Source organism: Thalassospira sp. HJ (assembly GCF_000948415.1).
Taxonomy (GTDB): domain Bacteria; phylum Pseudomonadota; class Alphaproteobacteria; order Rhodospirillales; family Thalassospiraceae; genus Thalassospira.
In genome coordinates this window covers 33,668-57,973 of record NZ_JYII01000017.1, presented here as the reverse complement: position 1 = coordinate 57,973, position 24,306 = coordinate 33,668, and the positions used below count along the sequence as shown (strand labels likewise).

Below are 24,306 nucleotides of genomic sequence, written 5' to 3'. Positions count from 1 at the left end.
TGTTGGACCTAGCCCATGAAGGGCAGGGGTGCGCCGCCATAGACGTAAATCCAGACCAGAAGTCCACCACCCAGCAAAATGCGATAGATTGCAAACGGCGTGAAGCTGGACCGTTTCAGCCAGCTCATCAAAAGGGCAATGGCAATCAGCGCAGTGATAAAGGACAGGCCCGCCGCAAGCAGCACGTCTTCGGTCAGGTTGATGTCGCCTGCCTGATGCAGATCGATGCCTGCCAGCAAACCGGCTCCCAGAATAACCGGGATCGACATCAGCATGGAAAACTGTGCGGCGTCGGATCGCTCATAACCCATGAAGCGCGCAGCCGTCATGGTAATGCCCGAACGGCTCGTGCCCGGGACAAGCGCCAGGACCTGTGCAAGGCCGATAAAGAGTGCACCGCCCCAACGCATATGCTCAAGGCGATTGATGGTCATGCCGACCTTGTCGGCAAACCACAGCAACACACCAAAGCCAAGCGTGGTCCATGCGATGATCTCAACGGAACGCAACTGTTCCTCGATCCCGGACACCTTGAAGTAAAATCCAACGGCGATCACCGGGATGGTGGCCAGCACAATATGAATGGCAAGACGGGCACCAGCGTTGATTCGCCCGGTAAACAGCCGGACGAATCCGCCGAGCATGGCGAACACATCACGCCAGAAATAGATCAAAACAGCGGCCAAAGTACCGACATGAACCGCGACGTCTACCAACAAACCCTGATCCGCGCTGCCGGTCATGGCCGGGGCCAGTATCAGGTGGCCAGATGAGCTGATCGGGAGAAATTCGGTGATCCCCTGAACGACCGCCAGAAGAATAATGTGCTGTAGGGTCACGCCCGCCTCTGTGCCTGTTCGCTGCAAAAACTGATCGCTTATAGCAGTTTAGCCCATTTTGGCGAAACGCATAAATAGTACCATTATGGTACTATTGAAACAATCTTACGGTGATTTGATCGCCGTTTCTCTGAAAAGCCGCAAAATTAATCTGGATATTTAAGTCAGCCTTATTGACCTAAATGGTATTTTGTGCTGGATTCTTGCCTATTCGACACGTATACAGAGCGAAACCCGCAACATAAAACCCTTCCAGAGGGCCGTCATGACAGAAAAGATGCTGAAGTTTGTTCATCTTGAACAAAAATATCCGCACAAAAGAGAAGCGTCCGAGCGCCGCACGGATTTCAACGAGATTTATGCTCCGTTCGAGGACGCCAATGCTGCCGATCAGGCATCACGCTGTTCGCAGTGTGGTGTGCCGTTCTGCCAGGCGCATTGCCCGCTTTATAATAATATCCCCGATTGGCTGCGCCTGACCACCGAAGGTCGCATGGAAGAGGCTTATGCCATTTCGGCTGCAACCAACAACATGCCGGAAGTTACGGGCCGCATTTGCCCGCAGGATCGCCTGTGCGAAGGCAACTGCGTCATCGAACAATCGACCCATGGTGCCGTCACCATCGGTTCCGTCGAAAAATACATCACCGATACCGCCTTTGCGAATGGCTGGGTGAAGCCGCCGAAACCGGCCAAAGAAAATGGCATGTCGGTTGGCATCATCGGCGGTGGTCCCGGTGGTATGGCCGCAGCCGAACAGCTGCGCCTCAAGGGATATGAAGTCCATATCTATGACCGTTATGACCGCATGGGCGGCCTTCTGGTTTATGGTATTCCGGGCTTCAAACTTGAAAAGGATGTGGTTGAACGCCGCGTGAAACTTCTCGAAGACGGCGGTGTTGTCATGCACACCGAATTCGAAGTTGGCCGCGACGCCACCCTTGAAGACCTGCGCAAGAAACATGACAGCGTTCTGATCGCGACCGGCGTTTACAAGGCCCGCGAATTGAAACTGCCCGGTGCCGGCCTCTCGAATGTCTATCCCGCACTTGAATATCTGACCACGTCCAACCGCCATGGTCTGGGTGACAAGGTTGCCGCTTACGAAGACGGTACCCTGAATGCCAAGGACAAGAATGTCGTGGTCATCGGTGGTGGTGATACCGCCATGGACTGTGTCCGTACCGCGATCCGTCAGGGTGCGAAATCGGTCAAGTGTCTCTATCGTCGTGACCGTGCGAACATGCCGGGCTCGCAGCGCGAAGTCGCCAACGCCGAGGAAGAAGGCGTTGAATTCGTCTGGCTGACCAACCCGGAAGCCTTCGTTGGTGATGACAAGGTAACCGGTGTGCGTGCGGTTAAGATGCGGCTGGGTGCCCCGGATGCCGGTGGCCGTCAGAGCCCGGAAATCATCGAAGGTTCGAGCTACACCATGGATGCCGACATGGTCATCCTGGCCCTTGGTTTCGAACCCGAAGATCTGCCGACCCTGTTTGATGCACCGGAACTGGGTGTGTCGCGTTGGGGCACAGTCAAAATCGACTTCCGCACCATGATGACCAATCTGGATGGCGTGTTTGCTGCGGGTGATATTGCCCGTGGTGCCTCGCTTGTGGTCTGGGCAATTCGCGATGGCCGCGATGCGGCGGACCGGATTGATGAATATTTGCTGGCGCGCAAAGAAGCTGCCGCTTAATCCCGCTGCCGCATTAGGAGAGAGAGTTATGAACAAGATCGTTCACAGCAAGGGCGCACAAGACATCGCCCGTTTTGAAAAGAACGCGGCTCATCTTGAAGCCAGCGGGATGTATGATCCGGCCGAAGAACACGCCAACTGCGGCGTGGGTCTTGTCGGTGCGATTGACGGCAAACCGCGTCGCGAAGTTGTCGAAGCCGGGATCGAGGCGCTTAAGGCGATCTGGCACCGTGGTGCCGTTGATGCCGACGGCAAAACCGGTGATGGCGCGGGTATCCACCTTCAGATCCCGCAGGACTTCTTTAAGGCCTATCTTAAAGTCATCAACCAGGAAGCCCCGGACAGCCTGATCGCTGTTGGTCAGGTCTTCCTGCCGCGTATCGACATGTCGGCACAGGAACGTTGCCGTGCGATCGTTGAAACCGAAATCCTCAAGCAGGGTTACGGCATTCTTGGCTGGCGTCAGGTGCCGGTAGATGTGTCGGTCATCGGTGAAAAAGCCAATCAGACCCGCCCGGAAATCGAGCAGGTCCTGATCGGCGTGCGCGATGATGTCAGCGAAGAAAAGTTCGAGATCGACCTTTATGCGATCCGTCGCCGCATCGAGAAGGCCGTGCTTTCCGAAGCGATCAAGGATTTCTACATCTGCTCGATGTCGTGCCGTTCGGTGATCTACAAGGGCATGTTCCTTGCCGAGGACGTCGATACCTTCTATCCGGATCTGCGTGACAGCCGCTTCATTTCGAACTTCTGCGTCTATCACCAGCGCTATTCGACCAACACCTTCCCGAGCTGGCCGTTGGCACAGCCGTTCCGTGTTCTCGCCCATAACGGCGAAATCAACACGCTGCGCGGTAACGTCAACTGGATGAAAAGCCACGAAGCACGCATGGCACATGATGCCTATGCTGACAGCATCGATGACCTCAAACCGGTGATCCAGCCGGGCTCGTCTGACTCCGCTGCCCTTGATGCCGTGTTCGAGCTGATGGTGCGTGCCGGTCGTGACCTGCCGATGGTGAAAACCATGATGGTGCCGGAAGCCTGGTCGAAAAAGGCATCCACGCCAGACAGCTATAAAAACCTTTATGCCTATTGCAACGCCGTGATGGAACCGTGGGACGGCCCGGCTGCTCTTGCGGCTTATGGCGGCAAATGGCTGATGGGTGGTACGGACCGTAACGGTCTGCGTCCGCTGCGCTATGCGGTTACCGGCAATGGTCTTCTGATTGCGGGTTCCGAAGCCGGTATGGTTCATATCGAAGAGGAAGCCTGCATTGAAAAAGGTCGCCTCGGCCCGGGTCAGATGATTGCGGTCAACCTTGAAGAAGGCAAGCTGCTCCATGACGCGGAACTGAAAGATCAGCTGGCAGCCCGTCGTGACTGGTCGAAATGGGTTGGTCGCACCAAGGTGCTGGATGACCTGATTTCACCGGAACGCACCGAGCCTGCTCATTTCGAAAAAGAACGTCTGCTGCGTTTGCAGAAGTCGATGGGCCTGACCCATGAAGACCTTGAACTGATCCTCCATCCGATGGGTGAGGACGGCAAGGAAGCCATTGGCTCGATGGGTGATGACACCCCGCTTGCGATCCTCTCGGATCGTTATCGCGGCCTGCATCACTTCTTCCGCCAGAACTTCTCGCAGGTCACCAACCCGCCGATCGACAGTCTTCGTGAAGCGCGCGTCATGAGCCTGAAAACCCGTCTCGGCAACCTTGGCAACATCCTCGATGAGGATGAAAGCCAGTGCGATCTGCTGCAGCTCGAAAGCCCGGTTCTGACCAACTCCGAATATGACGCGATGCGCGGCTATATGGGCGACAGTGCAGTCGAAATCGACACCACCTTTGACATCAATGGTGGCAAGATGGCACTGCGCGACGCAATCACGCGCATTCAGCGCGAAGCCGAAGAAGCCGTTCGCGGTGGTGCCCTTCACGTCATCCTGACCGACGAAGGTATCTCTGAAACCCGTGCGGCAGTTCCGATGATCCTGGCAACCGGCGGCGTTCACAGCCACCTCGTCAAGACGTCGCTGCGCACCTATATCTCGCTCAACGTCCGTTCGGCTGAATGCATGGATGTGCATTACTTTGCCGTTCTGATCGGTGTCGGCGCGACCACGGTCAACGCCTATCTCGCACAGGAAGGCCTGCTGGACCGTTATGCGCGTGGCCTGTTCCCGAATGTGAACAGCACCGCAGAAGTCATGCAGCGCTTCAAGGCGGCAATTGATGCCGGCCTGCTCAAGATCATGTCGAAAATGGGCATCTCGATCATCAGCTCGTATCGTGGTGGCTATAACTTCGAAAGTATCGGTCTGTCGCGGTCGCTGGTGGCTGAATTCTTCCCGGGCATGCCGTCGCGCATTTCGGGTATCGGCCTTCAGGGCATCCAGCGCCGCACCATCGCCCAGCACAAAGAGGCGTTCAACGGCAATGTCGTGACCCTGCCGGTCGGTGGTCTTTACAAATACCGCCGCAGTGGCGAACGCCATGTCTGGACTGGTCCGCTGATCCACACCCTGCAGTCTGCTGTGACTTCGGGCAGCTACCATTCGTTCAAGAAATTCTCGGATGGTCTGCGCTCGCGTGAACCGCTGCATCTGCGTGATCTGCTTGATTTCCGTTCCGACCGCGAAGGCGTGCGTCAGGATCAGGTCGAAAGCATCACCGAAATCCGCAAACGCTTTGTCACCCCGGGCATGTCCCATGGTGCATTGTCGACCGAGGCGCACGAAGCGCTTGCGATTGCCATGAACCGTATCGGTGCGAAATCGAACTCCGGTGAAGGTGGTGAATCGCGTGAACGTTTCCGTCCGCGTGCGAACGGTGACAATGCGCGCTCCTCGATCAAGCAGGTGGCATCGGGGCGTTTCGGTGTAACCGCCGAATATCTGAACAACTGCGAAGAAATCCAGATCAAGGTCGCCCAGGGTGCAAAACCGGGTGAAGGTGGTCAGTTGCCGGGCTTCAAGGTCACGGTGGAAATCGCCCAGCTGCGTCATGCAACGCCGGGTGTGACCCTGATTTCGCCGCCGCCGCATCATGACATCTATTCGATCGAAGATCTGGCACAGCTGATCTATGACCTCAAACAGATCAACCCGCGTTGCCGCGTCTGTGTGAAGCTGGTGTCGCGTTCGGGTGTCGGTACGATTGCCGCGGGTGTTGCCAAGGCAAAAGCCGACGTGATCCTGATTTCCGGTTATGACGGCGGTACGGGTGCAAGCCCGCAGACCTCGATCAAATATGCCGGTGTTCCGTGGGAAATGGGCCTGTCGGAAGTCAACCAGGTGCTCACGCTGAACAACCTGCGTGACAAGGTCAAACTGCGTGTTGATGGCGGTTTCAAAACCGGCCGTGACATTGTCATGGGTGCGATGCTTGGTGCCGAGGAATTCGGTATCGGTACGGCATCCCTGATTGCCCTTGGTTGCATCATGGTCCGTCAGTGCCATTCCAACACCTGCCCGGTCGGTGTCTGTACCCAGGATCCGGCCCTGCGTGCCAAGTTTGTTGGTACCGCGGACAAGCTGGTCAACCTGTTCACCTTCATGGCTGAGGAAGTTAAAGACGTTCTGGCCGAACTTGGCTACACCCGTCTCGAAGAGGTCATTGGCCGCTCCGACCTGCTCCAGCAGGTTCACCGTGGCGCCAAGGACCTTGTTGACCTTGACTTGAACCCGTTGCTGGCACAGGCAGATGCCGGTGATCATGCACGCTTCTGCACCATCGAAGGCCGCAACGAAGTACCGGATACCCTTGATGCCCAGATGATCAAGGATGCCCGTCCGCTTCTCGAAGACGGCGAAAAGATGCAGCTGCAATACAACATCCAGAACACCCAGCGTGCGATTGGCACCCGGATGTCGTCGCTGATCACGCAGAAATACGGCATGACCGGTCTGAAACCGGGCCATCTCCATGTCCGTCTGCGTGGCTCGGCTGGTCAGTCGCTTGGTGCCTTTGCCGTCCAGGGCCTTAAGATCGAAGTCCAGGGCGATGCCAACGACTATGTCGGCAAGGGTCTGTCGGGCGGGACGATTGTTCTGCGTCCGCGGCCTTCAAGCCCGCTCAAGACCAACGAAAACACCATTATCGGCAACACCATTCTCTATGGTGCGACCGCAGGCAAACTGTTTGCCGCCGGTCAGGCCGGTGAACGTTTCTGTGTGCGTAACTCCGGTGCGACCGTTGTGGTCGAAGGTTGTGGCTCGAACGGTTGTGAATACATGACCGGTGGCACGGCCGTCATTCTTGGCTCCGTTGGTGAAAACTTCGGTGCCGGCATGACCGGTGGCATGGCGTTCATCTATGACACGGAGGGCACCTTTGCCGATGTCGTCAATGATGGCTCCATCCTCTATCAGCGCATTGAAACCGAGCATTGGGACGAACATTGCCGTTCTCTGATCGAAGAGCATGTGGCCGAAACCGAGAGCGGTTTCGCGCGCACCATCCTCGATAACTGGGATCGCGAACGCGGCAACTTCTGGCAGATCGTGCCGAAAGAAATCGTCGACAAGCTGGAACACCCCATTCGCTCCGAGAGCGAAAACCAGGCAACTGCGTGATCCCTCACGCTTTTGCGCAAGCTCCCTTGTCCAACACACCTGGACAAATGAACTCGCCCCGTACTTCGGTACGGGGCTTTTTTCTTTTTGCAGGGATGGTTTTGAAACGCTGGGGTGCGGATTACAGCAGGATGTTCAGATACGTCCCGCGCCGGGCATTATGGTCAATCTGATCAGTAGCGATCAGGTTGCGCAGGCGGGCAAGCTGGGATGCGATGAAGCTGTCCGAGGATGGCTGATCGGAATTGGCACTGACCCGGCCACGCGACGCAATCGCACCCTGCGGACGCGCGCGCGCATCCTGAAGGCCGGTTTGCGAGGAGCCTGTCCCGATTCTGTTGGTTGCCATCTGACCATCCACGTTTGAAAACGCGCTAAGCCTATCACGTGGTCAGGCATTTGTCATGATCGCGCAACAGACGCGGTGAGCACGGCACTGGCCCCAAAATCCCCACAGAAAAAAGGGTGGCCACAAGACCACCCCGGAGGAAGCTAACGAGAGGGAAAAATCACGTTAGGATATTAACTTTGGTGCCACGGTTGCCGCTGGTTTCAAGCGGCTGGTGTTCGGTCACGATCGAACCGATGACCTTGGCAAGACCGGTTGCCTTATTGATCGCGCCTTCTGCGGCTGCGAAAGGCAAAGACGGGTCTGCACCACCTTTGGGCGTAATTGCGTCATTCACGGCCTGTGCCGCGGGACCAAGTCCTGAACCTTGAACTGAGCCGATCATCCTGACCTCATCACTTGTTCCGGTTGGGCGATGCCCATGTCTTTACCGGGGGCTTTAGAAACTCTCTGAAACCTACGGTATGGGCTTGTCTCCCTGATATAAGTGATGGTTGTCACACTATCCAGTGCGAGATTAAGGCAACAGGCGCCAAATGCTTGGTTTACAAGCATTTGGCCTAATATAAACGGGTAAGATTTTTTTAACCAATCGGCGAAAAATGCGCCTCTCCCCGATGGTCAGGGTTGGGGACTCGACGTTTGGCAGGCGCGCTTAACTCGTTTTGGCGCGCTCAGCCGCCAGCTTGATCGCATCACGCACGGCCTTTTGCAGCTGGGCCGGGCGGAACGGCTTTTTGACAAAGACATAATTGCCCAGAAGATTATCAAGTTCCTTGCGGGATCGTGCCGGATAGCCCGACATGAACACCACCCCATAACGCGGGTTCTGACGCAATGCCTCGATCACCAATTGCGGCCCGCTTCGTCCGGGCAGAACCACATCGGTCAGGATGACATCAAATGCATTCTCACCCGTGCTTTGCTCAAGGATGATGAGGGCGTCTTCGGTACTTTTGGCGGTTTCGGTCCGATATCCGGCATCATCGAGAATGATCTGGGCTGTGGTGCGCAGCGCCTGTTCGTCATCGACAATCAGGATATTTTCGCCATTTCCCGGGAACTCGCCGATATCATCGACCTCATGCACGGGCTCCGTGCCCGGCTCGGTGCGCGGCAAAAAGATCGAAAATGTCGTGCCTTCGCCCTCGACACTTTCAAGATTGATAAAGCCGTGCGACTCCTCGACCCAACTATGAACGATCGAAAGACCAAGCCCCGTGCCCTTGCCCGGCTCCTTGGTCGAAAAGAATGGCTCGAAGATATGCTCGACAACATCTTCGGGGATGCCCGTCCCGGTATCCTGCACCGTGATGACAACAAACTGGCCTTCGACTTCGGGCGGATAGATATCGTCATCTTCATCCGCATCACGCTGGGCGAGCGGCGGGATGTCGGCACTGCTGCATGAAATCTGCAAGGTGCCGCCATCGGGCATCGCATCACGGGCATTGATCGCAAGGTTCAGCAAACAGGCCGAAAGCTGCGTCGGGTCGACACGGGTATAAAGATCCGGCTCGTCCGACCACATCTGCAGATCAATCCGGTGTTCAAGCAAGGTCACCAGAAGCTTTTCCATCTCGGCAAAGATGGCTTCAACCCGGACATTCTTGGGCTGATCAATCCGGCGGCGCGAGAACATCAAAAGCTGATCGGCAACCCCGGTGGCCCGCTCACCAAGCGAGATCACGTGGTCGATATATTCCTTCACCTTTTCGGGGTCATCAATCTTGGCCCGGGCAACCTCGGCAAAGCTCAGGATCCCGGCCAGGCAGTTATTGAATTCATGGGCAACCCCGCCGGCCATCTGGCCAACCGCCTCAAGCTTTTGCGATGTCGCAAGCTGGCGTTGCAGCGCATGCTGTTCTTCGGCGGCACGCTTTTGGTCGGTGATGTTGCTGCCCGTCCCGCGATAGCCATTGAAACTGCCATCAAGTGCGAAGACCGGAACGCCGTTAATCCGCCCGAACTGCTTTTCGCCACTCCGCGATGTCCAGGAAAACTCGACGTTATAGAACGCCGTATGTTCATCAAGATGACGTTGAAGATGGGCCCAGCCTTCCGGGTGCTCGGGATGAAGGCCAAGCTTGTCAAACGATTGGCCTTGCGGCGATCCGTTGATTTCCTCGATCAGCTGGTAAAACTTGTAGGACGCAAAGGCGATCTTAAGGTCGCTGCCCATCTCCCAATACCAGTCGGCCGATGACAGCGTAAAGTCACGGAACCGTTCTTCACTGTCGCGTAGCGCATTCTGGGCTGCCTGATGTTGCTGGGTGCGGCGTTCCAGACTTTCGGCCATGGCATTCAGGCCACGTTCAAGTGTGCCGATCTCATCGCGACCCATCGGCGTCAGGCGCGAGCTCAGCTTGCCAATCTGAATCTTGTTCACAAACTGGGCTGCGGTGATCAGGCGTTTCAGCACCGTATGCTGGGTAAACAGGAAAATCAGTGCCGAGGTCAGAAGCACACACAGCAACGAGCCGATCAGCAACACCGACTGCATCTGTCGCTGACTTTCCTCAAGGCCCTTGGTGGAGACCTTGAGATAGATATACATGAATGGCTGATTGGCATTCAGCGCAAAGATCGGCGTGATGCTGACCATGCTTGATCCGGTTTCGTCATCGACGGTGAACAGGACCTGATCGGTCATATCCGAACGAAGCTGATCGGCCGGGAAGTTCGGCAAAGAACTGATCGCGGCCCCAACCGTTAGAGGATCGGTGGAATGGTAAACCGTGCCGTCAAAGCCGATCGCCATGGCCTGTTGCAGATGCGGACCGAGCAGAAGCTCCATCTGCTGCGCATCACTCAGAACCGAGACCTTGAGTTGTTCCTGCTGGATAAGCCGTCCGGGCGTGCTGATCTGTTCCGCAATCCTGCGGTCGATCTCGGCGCCGAAGTAATTCACGTAATACCCGCCAAACAGGCCAAACAGGATGGTTTCCACGACAATGATCGCAAAGGCGATCTTGAAAACCAGACTGCCGATCAAACGGTCAAACAGCGTCCTCAAGTTAAATCGGCTCCCCGTTCAGAATGATGCACGTTTGTCGCGGATTTTACTCGGCCTGAATAAAATACTGACTTGGGTTGGTCGGCGCAGGTGTCGCATAACTCCAGGCAGCAGGCATGACCTTGGGAACGTTGTGGAAATCCCGGGCCACTAGGCCTTTTCTGTTTGGCGGTAATGCAATTCCCATAACGTAAAACTGATCGGCGCTGATGTCGAGAATATCGCGCATAAGTTGATTCTGTTTTTCGGTATTGGCTGTTGCCTTCAACCGGTCATAGAGCGCAAACTGGTCGCGGACCTCGCTTGGCGGGGTAATGGCACTCGGATCATCCGGGTTCAAATACCAGTGCGCCCAACCGGTCGCGAACCACGAGGATTCTGATGACATCGGCAAATAGTTGATCGGGATCACCATGGCATCAAGTCCGCCGTCACCGCCCCATGCGCTGGCATGGTGGTCGTTGTTTTCGCGAAGGGCGACAAACTCGTCACGCGGCAGATTGCGCGCGGTAACATCAACGCCAAGATCACGCCAATACTGCATGACAGCCGTAAGCATCTCAAACCGGTTGGCACCTTCGGTATCAATCGCAAAGGAAAGCGGCTTGCCATCCGGACGCAGCAGGATGCCGTTGGCATCTCTTTCGGTCAGTCCGGCCTTCGTCAGATAGGTCTCGGCCAGCTCGACATTATAAGCCATGAACTGCCGGGCCAGCACAGTATGATATTGCGGGCTTTCCGGACGCGGTGCTGCCTGATGGGGCAGGGCGCCGGGTACAAAACGGTCAATAATCGCTTCGCGATCAATCGCATAGGACAATGCGATACGGAAATCCTTAGACTGGAAGATATCGCGTAACACCGGATCCTTGTCGTTCAGGTTCAGCGACAAGGTCAGGACATTCATATCGCTTTCAACCAGCGTAAAGGGCTGCAGGTCGCTGTTCTTTGCCAGAACTTCATCGGCCCGGTTGGTGACATGGCGTTCCTGCATATTGACCTTGCCGGCAATGGCTGCATCGCTCGCGGCATCCTTGGACGGCACAAGCGTCATGGACACCCTGTCGATATAGGGCAACTGCCGACCGGCGGGATCGATTTTCCAGTAATACGGATTGCGCTTGGCAATCAGCGGATCATCCTCGCCATACACCCCGGTCAGAACCCAGGCATTCAGGGTCGGAACATCGGGATTATCCCAGCGCGTCGGATCATCAATGGTGCCGGGATGGCCAAACACGTCGATGAACCGTTCTTTCCAGTCGGCAAAGCCCAGTGCCTTGGCCTCTGCATTGGCATTGGCATTATATTTCGGCAAAAGCGGTTTCAGGAAATGCGCCGGATAGCTTACCGGTTCTACGCCTTCGGGGCGGGCAAGGGCGGTCGGGAACAACCCGTATGGCTTGCTGAAACGAAAGGCGACGGTATGCGGGTCAATCGCATCGACCTGAACGGTGTTATCCCCTGATGTCAGCCATTCCGGCACCGTATCGGCAAAGGCCGGGTTGTTCAGGATGTCCTCATACCAGAACACAATATCGGCTGCGGTAAACGGGGCACCATCGGACCAACGCATGCCTGGACGCAGACGGAAAAAGAACTCGGTCGCATCGCCGCTCGGCTGGAAAGAAAGCGCGACATTCGGGATGGTCGACGTCCATTGCGGCGTCCAGCGTAATAGCGGCTCATATCCGATATTGCGGATCAAAAGGGCATGGTCACGCTTGTTGCGCTGGGCCATCTTCCATGTCCCGCCATAGGTGCCCATCCGATCATTCGGTGTGACGATCATCGGCGTGGTCGGCAAACGGTCCTTTACCGGCGGAAGACTTCCGTCCTCAACCTGCTTGGCAAGCTCGGGTGCCTCGCCGAATTCAACGGCGTGCGCGTTGCCAATACCGGTCAGCATTGCCACAACCGCAACAATCAGGATAACAGTATGGTGCCTCACAAAAACCTTCGCCCCCGTGGATTTGCGTGCTTTCTTCAAAAGTATCGCAACAGCTACCCAAAAGGGGTGGTGTATTGATCCTTTCAAACTAGTAAGACATGACGACTTGATAAAGTACAAAATTCACAATTCTGCGTTTTTTGTATCGGTTCAGTACGCGTGATGATTGCAGCTCTCGAACCGTGATTCGCCTTTAGTCGTACTTTTTGATTTTCCGTTTTTCCCTTCGGGCGTCGGGTGACCTGTATAAACAGCCCAACGCCCATCTTTGGTTTTTAATTTTTCGAATTTAAGCGTAACACCGCAGACCCGCAGAAATCAAAGTTTCCTTTAATCGAATATAACGAAATACCTTGTCTGACGGGGACAGAATTCCCGCTTCGGGATTTAAGCCGCGCCCGTCCGACCCGATATGTTAGTCTTGCAGAATACGAGACAAGAGTTCTTGCGATGACGCAATCTTACAAACCCGATCCAACAGATGACGGGCCGTCCTTTTTGCCGGGGCCAAAGCCCGCGGCACCGATTCCGCGCTACGAATCGGGATCGGATCAGAATTTGCGTGATCGATTGCGGGCCACCTCTTCGGCGGCGTCAAACTTGCCGGCGGAGGTGGAACAGGACGGCTTTAGTGTTGCCGGGGTCGAAGGCATGATTGATCGCAAGAAGGCCAATGTCGCGGCAAGGATCGTCGAAACCGACCCGGATCAGGCGCTGCGCGTTATTCGCAACTGGCTGCTCGAAGACTAATCTCTATCACGGTTTTCCATACAATGGCCCGGTCGGTGCCGACGAACCATCTGTCGATAATGCTTTGGATATGCTCCGGTTTTTGTCATGGTTTTGGAAAGAAACCAATTTGGCAAGCATCAGGGGGCGGACTTTGACCGATTTCAGTAAACTGATCACCGACCAGTTTTGCATCTTTGATCCCGACTATATCGCGCAACAAAAGGCCTATGCGGCAAAGCTGGAACCCCTGCAGGAAAAGCTGATTGCCGCCCAGAAAACCGGCAACAGCATGGCCGCCTCTGATCAGCAGATGATCGAATGCAAATGGCTTTTGCAATATACCGCCGACTGGAAAACGCTTGCCGCCAAGCTTGATGGTTTTGCCAGTTCGCTTGAAAACCCCGATCAGGCATGGGCGGAAAAACAGGTCGCCAGCGATGGTTCATGGGGGCCGTGCTACGACCAATGGTTCCTTAAGGTCGACGCGATGATTGATGCGGTCAATACGCTGGCCGACGAAGGGCAGGCACCGCAATATCCGCTGACATTTCTTGCACCGATCGCAACGTCTGAGAAAATGATCGCTTGGCTGGATGGCCAAAAAACATCGCGGATTTTTGCCGATGGCCTTGATCGCCGAGATGCGCTGGGGGCTGTGACCGCGGCCCTTTCGCAGATGTGCTTTAAAAGCGAAATCCGCGATTACTTCAAAGCCAATGTGAAGGGCTTTGACCTGACTGATGACTATATCAATGCCTATAAATCATGGCTGGATGACTGGCAGGATGGCCAAAGCGGCTATTGGGGCGGCTGGTTTGACACGGCCGATCAGGGCGTTCTTAAAAGCAACGATCTCAGCCTGACCTTCCACAATATTTCCTATCAGCACGGCAAGGTCGATCTGTGGACGCAGATTTTCAACACCACGCTTGCGATCCGCGATGATGCATATCCGTTCGGCTGGAAGCACAATGGTGATTTCAACAATCACAACAATTACGACGTCACCAAGATTTTTGATCTTGGCTGGGCAAGTGTCGATGGCGCGACCCAAAATGCCGCGTCGAAGGACATCGCGCTGGTGCTGCACTGGTGCCTGACCAAATCCATGACACCCGATGGTGGCTTCATTGATGATCCGACCTTCTATAACTCGGTCGGGGCGGCCTATTATTATGGGGTCTCGTTCCTTGATCAGGCGGGATATTTCGGCACGACCGCGCCATTCTGGATCGATAAGCCGTTTCCGGATGGACCGGCACTTTGTTGCAAAATCCAGAAAAAGATCAAATCCGAAGGCCTCGATGATGACGAGGCCAAGGCAGCCCTTGAAAAGCTCGTTGATGCCTGCGGCAATTGTACGTGACGGGCCAAAATCTTTGAATAATTTGACCTATGTATTGGCGAAACCCGAACCAATGTACTTATATCAATAGTAAGAACAACAACACATAACGAGGTTTCGGATGACGGATCGAAAAGACATTGATCTTGCGAAATTGCGCACCCGGTTGGAGGAACGACGGGCCGAGATTCTGGCGCATTCCACGCATTCAGAAGACTACCGCAAGCCGGTCGAACTTGATCAGCAGGCGGTCGGTCGTCTGTCGCGCATGGACGCCCTGCAAAATCAGGAAATGCATCTTGAACAGGAACGCCGCCGCGCGATCGAGCTGGAGCGGATCGAAAAGACCCTCAAGCGCATGGATGATGACGAATACGGTCATTGCCACAATTGCGGCGAACTGATCCAGGCCAAGCGTCTTGAGTTTGATCCGACCACCCCGCTTTGTGTCGACTGTGCCGATCATGTGAGCCACGTCTGACATTCCACCGTAAAGATATATCCATGAACGCTGCGTGCAGATTGTTCTGTGCGCAGCATTTTCATTAAAGGCAGGAGAACCGTTTGCCAGCGTTCGGGCAGAACATGACAGGACAGATTTCAAAAGGCGGCATTTTGTGCGCGCTTGTGATCGGTCTGGTCATGGTGCTGCTGATCCCCGGACCTGCACGGGCGCAGGGCAGTTGCGCACCGATCAGCGCACCGGAAGCCTTTCTTGAATTCAATCATATGGACCCGATGCTTGATCGCCATCGGTCGGTGCGCTGGCTTAACAGTCGTGCCGGCGGCAATCCGCGTTATCTGGTGACCGGCCTGACCGAATATGAAGTGCAGGCGTCCTTTGACATGCGCTTTGAACCGCGTGAAGTCGGGGTTGGGCGCTATTGCCTCGATCCGGTGCGGGTCAATCCCAAGGTCGATGTCGTCAAACATCTGGTCTATGTCGCCGCCGAACTTCAGCGCGGCACTTGTGAATATGACGTAGTCTATGCCCATGAAGGCGAGCACGTCAAAATCAATCAGGGCATGGAAGCCGACATTCGCGCGGCCCTTGATGATCTGGTCAATGATGTCGTGCGAAAGGTCGGCGCGATGTTCCCGATGCCAGCGGATAATGCACAACGTGCCATGCGGCGTCTGATGTCGGAATATGGGCGGGATTTCAAAAGGCGGCTGAATGATATTCGCAGGCGCAGTCGGCTCCGCCATGAACAGATCGACACACCGCGCGAATATGAAAAGCTGTCACTGGCCTGTGGGCCGAACTCGGCCTTCCAGACGACCTTGCAGGAAGCGATGAGATAGGTTTTGGGCGCGGGTCAGTCCATGCCGTCCGCGTCTGGGCCTTCAACACCGGCAACCTCACGCAATCCCGGCATATCAAGCCCGAAGATATTGCGCGATTTGAATTCCAGCAGGTCTTGACGTCTGAAGTCAGCAATGATCCGGCTGGCGGTTTCGGTGGTAATGCCCAGCATCGCACCAATATCCTCACGCCCCGGAAGGGTGCAGGTATCAGTCACGTCATCATGCAAAAACAGGCATAGGCGGGCGACACGTTCGCGCGCGGTGCCGGTCGACATCTGGGTCAGCCAGTTATCGGATTCCATCACCGCCTGATGCCAGCGGTTCAGCACCTGTTTGTGCAAACGTGGGCTTTCGTTATCAAGCTTCTCGATCACGGCAATCGGAATGCGGCACAGTCTGCTGTCTTGAAGCGCCTCGGCATGGTGGGTAAAGCAGTCGCTGACCAATGCTTCAAGGCCAATGGTCCCGCCCGGTTTGACAAGGCGCACCACCCGCTGATTGCCATCGGGCAGGTAATGGACAAGTTTCACCAGGCCACTGCGCAGGGTAAAGATCGATTGCGCCTGGTCACCGGCATTATAAAGGGTGTTGCGTTTGGGCAGCGTGATGTCTTCAACCGGCATATGGACAAGTTTCAGGTCCTCGTCCGTCAGGTTGTTGAACAGGGCAAATTTCCGCACACCGCATTCGCGGCACCGCGCAAGTTCGGGTCGGAATGTGTAGCTTGCTGTATGGTTCACGCTCTCTACCCATGACGTCGGGCTGATCTGGGTGGTCGATCACGCCCGGATACGGCCGGAATTGAAAAGTTTAATCAATCCAATCCTGAACCTAATGTACCGTACCAGAATGTGAAATCAATGCATATTCATGCTGGTCGGCGCACAACTGTGTTCCAGATCGTGATTTCAGCTATTGGAATCAAGGGTGACCAGACCCTTTTCAATGGCATAGCGCACCAGACCGGCCGAACTGTCGATATCAAGCTTGCGCTTGATGTTGCGGCGGTGGGTCTCGACGGTGCGGACACTGATATCCAGTTCTCGGGCAACATGCTTGTTGCTCGCCCCCTTCGCCAACAGGCGCAAGACCGTACGTTCACGCGATGTCAGCGGTACGCCATCACTGTTGTTGTCCTCGCCATCGCTGATGCGATCAAAGGTGGAGCTGTATGCTTCCCCGCCATTGGCGACGGTTTCAATCGCACGCACCATGTCGTTTGATGACACGTCTTTCAGGATGAAGCCCTTGGCACCGGCCTGCTGGGCGGTGCGCAGATATTCCGGGTTTTCATGCATCGACAGGATCACGACCTTGGTACCGGGCAGGGTTTCACGGAACTTTTCAGCCGCTTCAAGGCCGTTCATCACCGGCATCGAAATATCCATCAAAACAATATCAGGATGCAGGTCGCCTGCCATGGTCAGCGCTTCCGCCCCATTGCCAGCTTCGCCGACGATATTGATATGTTCAAAGCACTCCAGGCGCGACCGGATGCCATCCATTACAAGGGCATGATCGTCGCAAAGCAAAATCCGCAATGGCCGATCGGTGGAATAAACTTCATTGGGATTTAGGGCATTGGTCATGGGTCGAACATATTCCTGTGGCGTAGCTATCTGGGGTGTGCTTGGGTCAGATTAACCGCTGATTGCGTCCTCTGGTAGGGCATTCTGGCTGTTGGCGGGAATAAATGCTGTGATTTTCGTGCCATCGTCGGGTTCGGAGCGCACCGCAAGCCCGCCGCCATGGAATTCCATGCGCTCGCGCATGTTGCGCAAACCGATGCCGGCCCGCGGATCGCGGTTGCGGATATAGCGGTTGGTTTCAAACCCGACGCCGTTATCGACAATGCGCATGATGATGCTCTGGCCTTCCCGCTTGATCGAGATTTTCACAACCGTCGCATCGGCGTGTCGTTCGATATTGGTCAGTGTTTCCTGCAACACGCGATAGAGCGTCGTCTTCTTGCCGATATCAAGCTGACCATCGACATTGTCGCATTTCACCTCGATCAGGATGCCCGACCGGTCTTGCAGCTCGGCACACATGCTTTCGATCGCGGGTTTCAGGCCAAGGTCATCAAGTACTGCCGGGCGCAGGTCGCGTGAAATGCGTCTGACTTCATGAATGGCGTCCTGCAATCGCTTGGCCGCCTTTTCCATTGGCTCCATCGCGTTGTCGTGGTTTTGCGTGATGCGGGCAATTGCGGTTTCAACGGAATATTTCACCGACACCAATATCTGACTGATGCCGTCATGCAGCTCGCGCGATACCCGAAGGCGTTCCTGTTCCTGGACATCGACAACCCGGTGTGTGAGTTCCTTAAGCTTTGAGTCGGCAAGTTTGCGTTCCGAAAGGGTGACAACCGTGCCCGAAATCCCCACCAGCAGAACGGCCAGAATGGTAACCCCGATGATGGAGATGGTGGTTTCGCGGATATGGGTGGAAACCTCCGCCTCGATCTCGGTGACCTGCTCGGCGATATCGTCGATGTAAATCCCGGTGCCGATCATCCAGTCCCATTTATCAAGCATCAGCGAATAGCTGATCTTTTCGGTCGGCTCCCCGGTCGATGGCTTGTCCCAGACGTGGCGCATGAAATCGCCACCCTTTTCCGCATTGAAAATCAGGCCCTGAATGACCGTATTGCCATTGATGTCGCGCAGGTTCCAATAGGTCCGCCCCAAACGCCAGGGTTCTGGCGGGTCGACCAATGCCGTGCCATCACGGTCATAAATAAAGAAATAGCCATCCTCGCCATAGCTCAGGTCTTCGATGATCGCCTTCACGCGTTCCTTGGACACCGCATCAAGCGGGCTTGCCACCGAATAGATGTGATCGATCGAGGCCATCGCGAGCTCGAGATAACTTTTAAGCTCGTCCTTGCGGGCCTGCAGGATGTTGCGTTCAAAGGTCCTGATCTCGGCTTCGGCCAGACGTTCGGCCTGGGCAAAGACCAGCCAGGAGATCGCGGAAGCTGCAAGAACCAGCGGCAGGATCGAGAGCAGCAAAAACTTTAGTCGAAGATTGAGCTTCGGCATGGGTCTAACCGTTTCGGGATTTTCAGTTTTTCTGATCGCGGACAATAGCATATCCGCGCCAAAAGTCGCTGAAAGATCGCGGTTTTCAAGCCACGCGGGTTGAGAAGGCCCGGGCGGTCTGTTCCATATGGTGAAAAGAAACTGGTCGGGCTTTTCGAAAATTGGTATTACCAATTCGTGAGATCATGCTTTGACAGGGAGAGGGCAATGCGCATATACCAGAACCGTCGCCTGCCCACCGGGCGCCGAAAGCTCTGGATGCATTGCACAAGATCTCCGCGTGCCGGCATCCCGTATCGCCACAAAAGGTATGGCGTTGCAGGCATCCCCGCACCGCAACGCATTCAAGGACCATATCGTGGCGTTTCACTAGGTTTTGGCAGGCGCGCACAGGCACGTTCCTGCCAGGAAAATGTGGTAGGAGCCCGGTGTCCATGACGCGTTCAGCACCAAAGCGTATCCGTAAACTTCTGGTCGCCAACCGTGGCGAGATTGCGATTCGTGTTTTGCGAGCCGCCAACGAACTTGGCATTCGCACAGTCGCGATCTTCTCTGACGAGGACCGTTTCGCCCTTCACCGTTTCAAGGCTGATGAAAGCTATACGGTGGGTAAGGGCAACAAACCCATTCGCGCCTATCTTGATATCGAGGACATCCTGCGCGTTGCGCGCGATGCCGATGTCGATGCCATCCATCCGGGCTATGGCTTCCTGTCGGAAAATCCCGACTTTGCCGACGCCTGTGCCGAAGCCGGCATTCAGTTTATCGGCCCGGACTCCGAAGTCATGCGCACCTTGGGCAACAAGGTATCGGCACGCAATCTGGCCGAAAGTGCCGGCGTGCCGGTCATGCCGGCCTCAAGTGCGCTTCCCGAAGACATGGCCGAAGTCACCCGCATTGCCGAGGATATCGGCTATCCCCTGATGCTCAAAGCAAGCTGGGGCGGCGGTGGCCGTGGCATGCGCGTCATTGAAAATGGCAAGGATCTGGCAGGGCAAGTTCTGGCCGCACGCCGCGAAGCCGAAGCCGCCTTTGGCAATGGCGAGGTCTACTTTGAAAAGCTGATCCGCCGTGCCCGCCATGTCGAGGTACAGCTGCTGGGCGACACCCACGGCACCCTTGTGCATCTTTATGAGCGTGACTGTTCCGTTCAGCGCCGCAACCAGAAGGTCGTCGAACGCGCCCCGGCCCCGTACCTGAATGATGACCAGCGCAAGGAAATCTGTGACGCGGCCATTCGTCTGGGTAAGGCCGCCAATTACGTCAATGCCGGCACGGTCGAATTCCTCATGGATGTCGACACGTCCAAATTCTACTTCATCGAGGTCAACCCGCGCATTCAGGTCGAACACACCGTCACCGAATGCGTCACCGGCTTTGACCTGGTCAAGGCACAGATCCTGATCGCCCAGGGCGGGCGCATCGGTTTCCCGTCCGAAACCGGGATCCCCTGGCAGGAAAAGATCAAGCTGCGCGACCACGCGCTTCAATGCCGTATCACCACCGAAAACCCGGAAAACAACTTTGTCCCCGATTACGGGATCATCAAGGTTTACCGCGGGGCCAACGGTTTTGGCATTCGTCTGGATGGCGGCACGGCCTATTCCGGGGCGGTGATCACACCGTTCTATGACAGCATGCTTGAAAAGGTCACCGCATGGGGCAGCACCCCGCGCGAGGCCGTGGACCGTATGGACCGTGCGCTGCGCGAATTCCGTATTCGCGGGGTTGCGACCAACCTGGCCTTCCTTGAAAACCTGATCAATCACCCGAAATTCCGGGCTGGTGAATACACCACCCGCTTCATTGACGAAACGCCCGACCTGTTCAAATTCGTGCGCCGTCGGGACCGTGCGACCCGTTTGCTACGCTTCATCGGTGAAGTCGCGGTCAATGGCAACCCGGAAGTCGAAGGCCGCGTGGTGCCGACCAATCTGCACGACCCGGTCATGCCAAAATCAATCGATCTTGGCGAAATCCGCCCGGGTACGAAGCAGAAGCTTGATCAACTCGGCCCTGAAGGTTTCTCGCGCTGGATGAAGGATCAGGAACGCGTCCTGATGACCGACACCACCATGCGTGATGCCCATCAGTCGCTTCTGGCAACCCGCATGCGGACTTATGACATGCTCGAAATTGCGCCCTATTACGCGCATGGTCTGCCGGAACTGTTTTCGATTGAATGCTGGGGCGGGGCGACCTTTGACGTTGCCATGCGCTTCCTGAAAGAAGACCCGTGGGATCGTCTGGTCAAGCTGCGCGAACGCGTGCCAAACATCCTGACACAAATGCTGCTGCGCGCATCCAACGCGGTTGGCTATACGAACTATCCCGACAATGCCGTGGATTACTTCGTAAAGCAGGCGGCTGAACACGGCATGGATGTCTTCCGCGTGTTTGATAGCCTCAACTGGGTTGAAAACATGAAGGTCGCGATGGAATCGGTTTTGAAAACCGACAAACTCTGCGAAGCGACCATCTGTTACACCGGCGATATCTACGACACCAAACGCCCGAAATATAACCTTGATTACTATGTGAATATGGCCCGCGAACTTGAATCCTCCGGTGCCCATATTCTCGGTCTCAAGGATATGGCGGGTGTCCTGCGTCCGGCGGCTGCGCGTGAACTTGTCACCGCCCTTAAGGACACGGTCAATATCCCGATCCACTTCCACACTCATGACACCAGCGGCATTTCAGCCGCAACCGTGATTGCCGCAATCGATGCCGGGGTTGATGCGGTCGATGCGGCGATGGATTCGATGTCGGGTCTGACATCGCAGCCAAACCTGGGTTCGATCGCCAATAACTATATCGGCCAGCCGCGCGATCCGGGCCTCAAGACCGAGGCGCTCAAGGAAGTCTCGACCTATTGGGAACAGATCCGCCGTTACTATGCCGGTTTCGAAAGCGACATCCGCAGCGGCACGTCGGACGTTTATGTCCATGAAATGCCGGGCGGCCAATACACCAACCTGCGTCAGCAGGCCCGTGCACTGGGGATCGAGGATCGCTGGCCCGAAGTCTCCAAGGCCTATGCTGCGGTCAACCGCATGTTTGGCGATGTCGTCAAGGTGACGCCAAGCTCCAAGGTTGTTGGCGACATGGCGCTGATGATGGTGACATCCGGTTTGTCCGAGGAAGACGTTCTTGATCCCAAAAAGGACATCACCTTCCCCGACAGCGTCATTTCCTTCTTCCGGGGTGAAATCGGTCAACCGGTTGGCGGCTTCCCGCCCGCCCTGCAGCGCAAGGTGCTGAAAGGTGGTGAGGCGCTAACGGATCGTCCGGGCAAATCGCTGCCGCCGATTGATTTCGAAGCCACCCGCAAGGAAATCGAAAAGAAGACCCATCGCAGCAACATCACCGATGCCGAGGTTGCATCCTATGTGATGTATCCCAAGGTGTTCCTTGATTACGCCGAACACCGCAGCCACAACGCCGACGTTTCGGTTCTGCCAACCCCGGTCTTCTTCTACGGGATGAACCAGAATCAGGAAATCTCGGTCGATCTTGAAAAGGGCAAAACCCTTGTTATCCGCTATCTGACCACATCAGAAGCCGGCGACGAGGAAGGCAACCGCACCGTGTTCTTCGAACTCAACGGTCAGCCCCGTACCGTCAAGGTCGCCGATAAAACGCTGGCCGGTTCGGGCAAGGCAAAACCAAAGGCCGAAGACGGCAACAAGCTGCATATCGCAGCCCCGATGCCGGGTCTCGTGGTCGAGGTGCATGTCTCCGAAGGCCAGAAGATCAAGGCGGGCGATGTCATGTGCTCGCTCGAAGCGATGAAAATGGAAACCGCGGTTCACGCGGAACGGGACGGGACCGTGGCCAAAATCCACGCCCCGGCCGGTACACAGGTCGACAGCAAGGATTTGCTAGTCGAATTGGAGGAGTAACCACCGATGCTTAGGATGCCTGAGCCTGATCAGAACACCCTTGCACGTCGCAAGGACATTATCGCGGCCATGCGGGACATCATCCCGTCACCGGGCGGGGTTATTGTCGATGATGATCAGCTCAGGCCCTATGAATGCGACGGGCTGATGGCATACCGCCAACTGCCGATGATTGTTGTGCTGCCTGAAAACACACAACAGGTCGCAGACATCCTGAAATATTGTCATACCCATAAAATCCGTGTCGTTCCGCGCGGTGCAGGCACCGGTTTGTCCGGTGGTGCATTACCGATGGCAGACGCGATCACGATTAGTATGATGAAATTCAATCGCGTGCTCGACATCGATTGGGACAACCGGGCAGCCGTCGTGCAGCCCGGTGTCACCAACCTTGGCATCACGCGCGCGGTCGAACACGAAGGTTTCTATTACGCCCCCGATCCCTCAAGCCAGATTGCCTGTTCGATTGGCGGCAATATCGCTGAAAACTCCGGCGGGGTGCATTGCCTGAAATACGGTCTTACCACCAACAATGTGCTCGGCGTTGAGATGGTCACCATCGAAGGCGAAATCCTGCGCATTGGTGGCAAGGGCCTTGATCAGGCGGGCTATGATTTGCTGGGCATCATTACCGGCTCCGAAGGGCTTCTTGGTATTGTGACCGAGGTGACGGTGCGTATCCTGCGCAAACCCGAAACTGCACGCGCATTGTTGCTGGGCTTTAATTCATCCGAAGAAGGCGGCAATTGCGTTGCGGCCATCATCGCTGCCGGGATCATTCCGGGCGGGCTTGAAATGATGGATGCCCCGGCGATCAAGGCGACCGAGGAATTCGTTCAGGCTGGCTACCCGCTTGATGTCGAGGCCCTGCTTCTCGTCGAACTCGACGGCCCGCAGGTCGAAGTCGATTACCTGATCGACCGGGTTGGCAAGATCGCCAAGGATTGTGGTGCGGTCTATTCCCGCATCTCCGAGAACGAGGAAGAACGCCTGCTGTTCTGGTCGGGTCGCAAAAACGCCTTCCCGGCGATTGGCCGTATTTCACCCGATTACATGTGCATGGATGGCACCATCCCGCGTGGTCGCCTGTCCGAAGTGCTCACCGGTATGCAGAACCTCTCGAAACAGCACGGTCTGGGTGTCGCCAACGTCTTCCACGCAGGTGACGGTAACTTGCACCCGCTGATCATGTTTGATGCCAACAAACCGGGTGACCTTGAAAAGGCCGAGGCATTCGGCGCTGACATCCTGAAACTCTGTGTCGCGGTCGGCGGGGTTCTGTCGGGTGAACATGGCATCGGTGTCGAAAAGCGCGACCTGATGGGCGAGATGTTCACAACTGATGACATGAAGCATCAGGAACGCATCAAGATGGCCTTTGACGAGGACCAGCTGCTGAACCCCGGCAAGGTATTCCCGACCTTGCATGGCTGTGGGGAACTTAAAACCCTGCATGCCAAGGCGGTGGCCGACAAGTTCCCGGATATCCCGCGCTTCTAGGATTGCGCACCAAGACAAGACCAAAGAAGACAAAACAAAAGG

At 55.9% G+C, this 24,306-nt stretch carries 16 protein-coding genes; 8 read left to right on the top strand and 8 right to left on the bottom strand.

Features of this window, described 5'->3' with window-relative positions:
* Positions 1-8 precede the first annotated feature (8 nt).
* Positions 9-839, bottom strand: a complete 831-nt coding sequence (locus UF64_RS14120; protein WP_044829262.1) for an undecaprenyl-diphosphate phosphatase — start codon at positions 837-839, stop codon at positions 9-11.
* A gap of 265 nt (positions 840-1,104) precedes the next feature.
* On the opposite strand from UF64_RS14120, the gene UF64_RS14115 reads away from it, so the two are divergent.
* Positions 1,105-2,535 (top strand): NAD(P)-dependent oxidoreductase, encoded by a 1,431-nt coding sequence (locus UF64_RS14115; protein ID WP_044829261.1) that lies wholly within the window; start codon positions 1,105-1,107, stop codon positions 2,533-2,535.
* 28 nt (positions 2,536-2,563) lie between these two features.
* A complete protein-coding gene (gene gltB, locus UF64_RS14110) occupies positions 2,564-7,114 on the top strand; it encodes a glutamate synthase large subunit (protein WP_044829260.1) in 4,551 nt (1,516 codons plus the stop codon).
* Between the two features lie 121 nt (positions 7,115-7,235).
* Here the strand turns inward: gltB and UF64_RS14105 are convergent, their stop codons facing one another.
* The 4 genes from UF64_RS14105 to UF64_RS14090 form a co-directional block, all read right to left on the bottom strand.
* Positions 7,236-7,463 carry a hypothetical protein gene (locus UF64_RS14105; protein WP_044829259.1) on the bottom strand — a complete coding sequence of 76 codons (228 nt, stop codon included), beginning with the start codon at positions 7,461-7,463 and terminating at the stop codon, positions 7,236-7,238.
* Between the two features lie 160 nt (positions 7,464-7,623).
* Entirely contained in the window at positions 7,624-7,848 is a 225-nt protein-coding gene (locus UF64_RS14100) for a hypothetical protein (protein ID WP_044829258.1), read from the bottom strand.
* Between the two features lie 270 nt (positions 7,849-8,118).
* Complete coding sequence (locus tag UF64_RS14095) at positions 8,119-10,479, bottom strand: ATP-binding protein (RefSeq protein WP_044829257.1); 2,361 nt, start codon at positions 10,477-10,479, stop codon at positions 8,119-8,121.
* Positions 10,480-10,525: 46 nt separating this feature from the next.
* Positions 10,526-12,388 (bottom strand): ABC transporter substrate-binding protein, encoded by a 1,863-nt coding sequence (locus tag UF64_RS14090; protein ID WP_235285075.1) that lies wholly within the window; start codon positions 12,386-12,388, stop codon positions 10,526-10,528.
* Positions 12,389-12,880: 492 nt separating this feature from the next.
* Here UF64_RS14090 and UF64_RS14085 point away from each other — a divergent pair, with 492 nt between their 5' ends.
* The 4 genes from UF64_RS14085 to UF64_RS14070 all read left to right on the top strand — a co-directional run bounded on the left by UF64_RS14085 (position 12,881) and on the right by UF64_RS14070 (position 15,812).
* Positions 12,881-13,180, top strand: coding sequence for a hypothetical protein (locus tag UF64_RS14085; RefSeq protein WP_044829256.1), 300 nt, complete (start codon positions 12,881-12,883; stop codon positions 13,178-13,180).
* 133 nt (positions 13,181-13,313) lie between these two features.
* The gene (locus UF64_RS14080) at positions 13,314-14,528 is read left to right on the top strand and encodes a hypothetical protein (protein WP_044829255.1); all 1,215 of its coding nucleotides are present in this window, start codon (positions 13,314-13,316) and stop codon (positions 14,526-14,528) included.
* Between the two features lie 100 nt (positions 14,529-14,628).
* Positions 14,629-14,988: a TraR/DksA C4-type zinc finger protein gene (locus UF64_RS14075; RefSeq protein WP_044829254.1), complete on the top strand. Its 360-nt coding sequence runs from the start codon at positions 14,629-14,631 to the stop codon at positions 14,986-14,988.
* 104 nt (positions 14,989-15,092) lie between these two features.
* The gene (locus UF64_RS14070) at positions 15,093-15,812 is read left to right on the top strand and encodes a hypothetical protein (protein ID WP_044829253.1); all 720 of its coding nucleotides are present in this window, start codon (positions 15,093-15,095) and stop codon (positions 15,810-15,812) included.
* Positions 15,813-15,826: 14 nt separating this feature from the next.
* On the opposite strand, the gene UF64_RS14065 is transcribed toward UF64_RS14070, so the two are convergent.
* The 3 genes from UF64_RS14065 to UF64_RS14055 form a co-directional block, all read right to left on the bottom strand.
* The gene (locus UF64_RS14065) at positions 15,827-16,495 is read right to left on the bottom strand and encodes a Crp/Fnr family transcriptional regulator (RefSeq protein ID WP_235285074.1); all 669 of its coding nucleotides are present in this window, start codon (positions 16,493-16,495) and stop codon (positions 15,827-15,829) included.
* A gap of 228 nt (positions 16,496-16,723) precedes the next feature.
* Positions 16,724-17,404, bottom strand: a complete 681-nt coding sequence (locus UF64_RS14060) for a response regulator transcription factor (protein ID WP_044829251.1) — start codon at positions 17,402-17,404, stop codon at positions 16,724-16,726.
* Between the two features lie 51 nt (positions 17,405-17,455).
* Positions 17,456-18,859 (bottom strand): cache domain-containing protein, encoded by a 1,404-nt coding sequence (locus UF64_RS14055; RefSeq protein ID WP_044829250.1) that lies wholly within the window; start codon positions 18,857-18,859, stop codon positions 17,456-17,458.
* Between the two features lie 434 nt (positions 18,860-19,293).
* On the opposite strand from UF64_RS14055, the gene UF64_RS14050 reads away from it, so the two are divergent.
* Together UF64_RS14050 and UF64_RS14045 are read left to right on the top strand one after the other, a co-directional pair.
* Entirely contained in the window at positions 19,294-22,764 is a 3,471-nt protein-coding gene (locus UF64_RS14050) for a pyruvate carboxylase (RefSeq protein WP_044829249.1), read from the top strand.
* Positions 22,765-22,779: 15 nt separating this feature from the next.
* Complete coding sequence (locus tag UF64_RS14045; RefSeq protein ID WP_044829248.1) at positions 22,780-24,264, top strand: FAD-linked oxidase C-terminal domain-containing protein; 1,485 nt, start codon at positions 22,780-22,782, stop codon at positions 24,262-24,264.
* Positions 24,265-24,306: the final 42 nt, after the last annotated feature.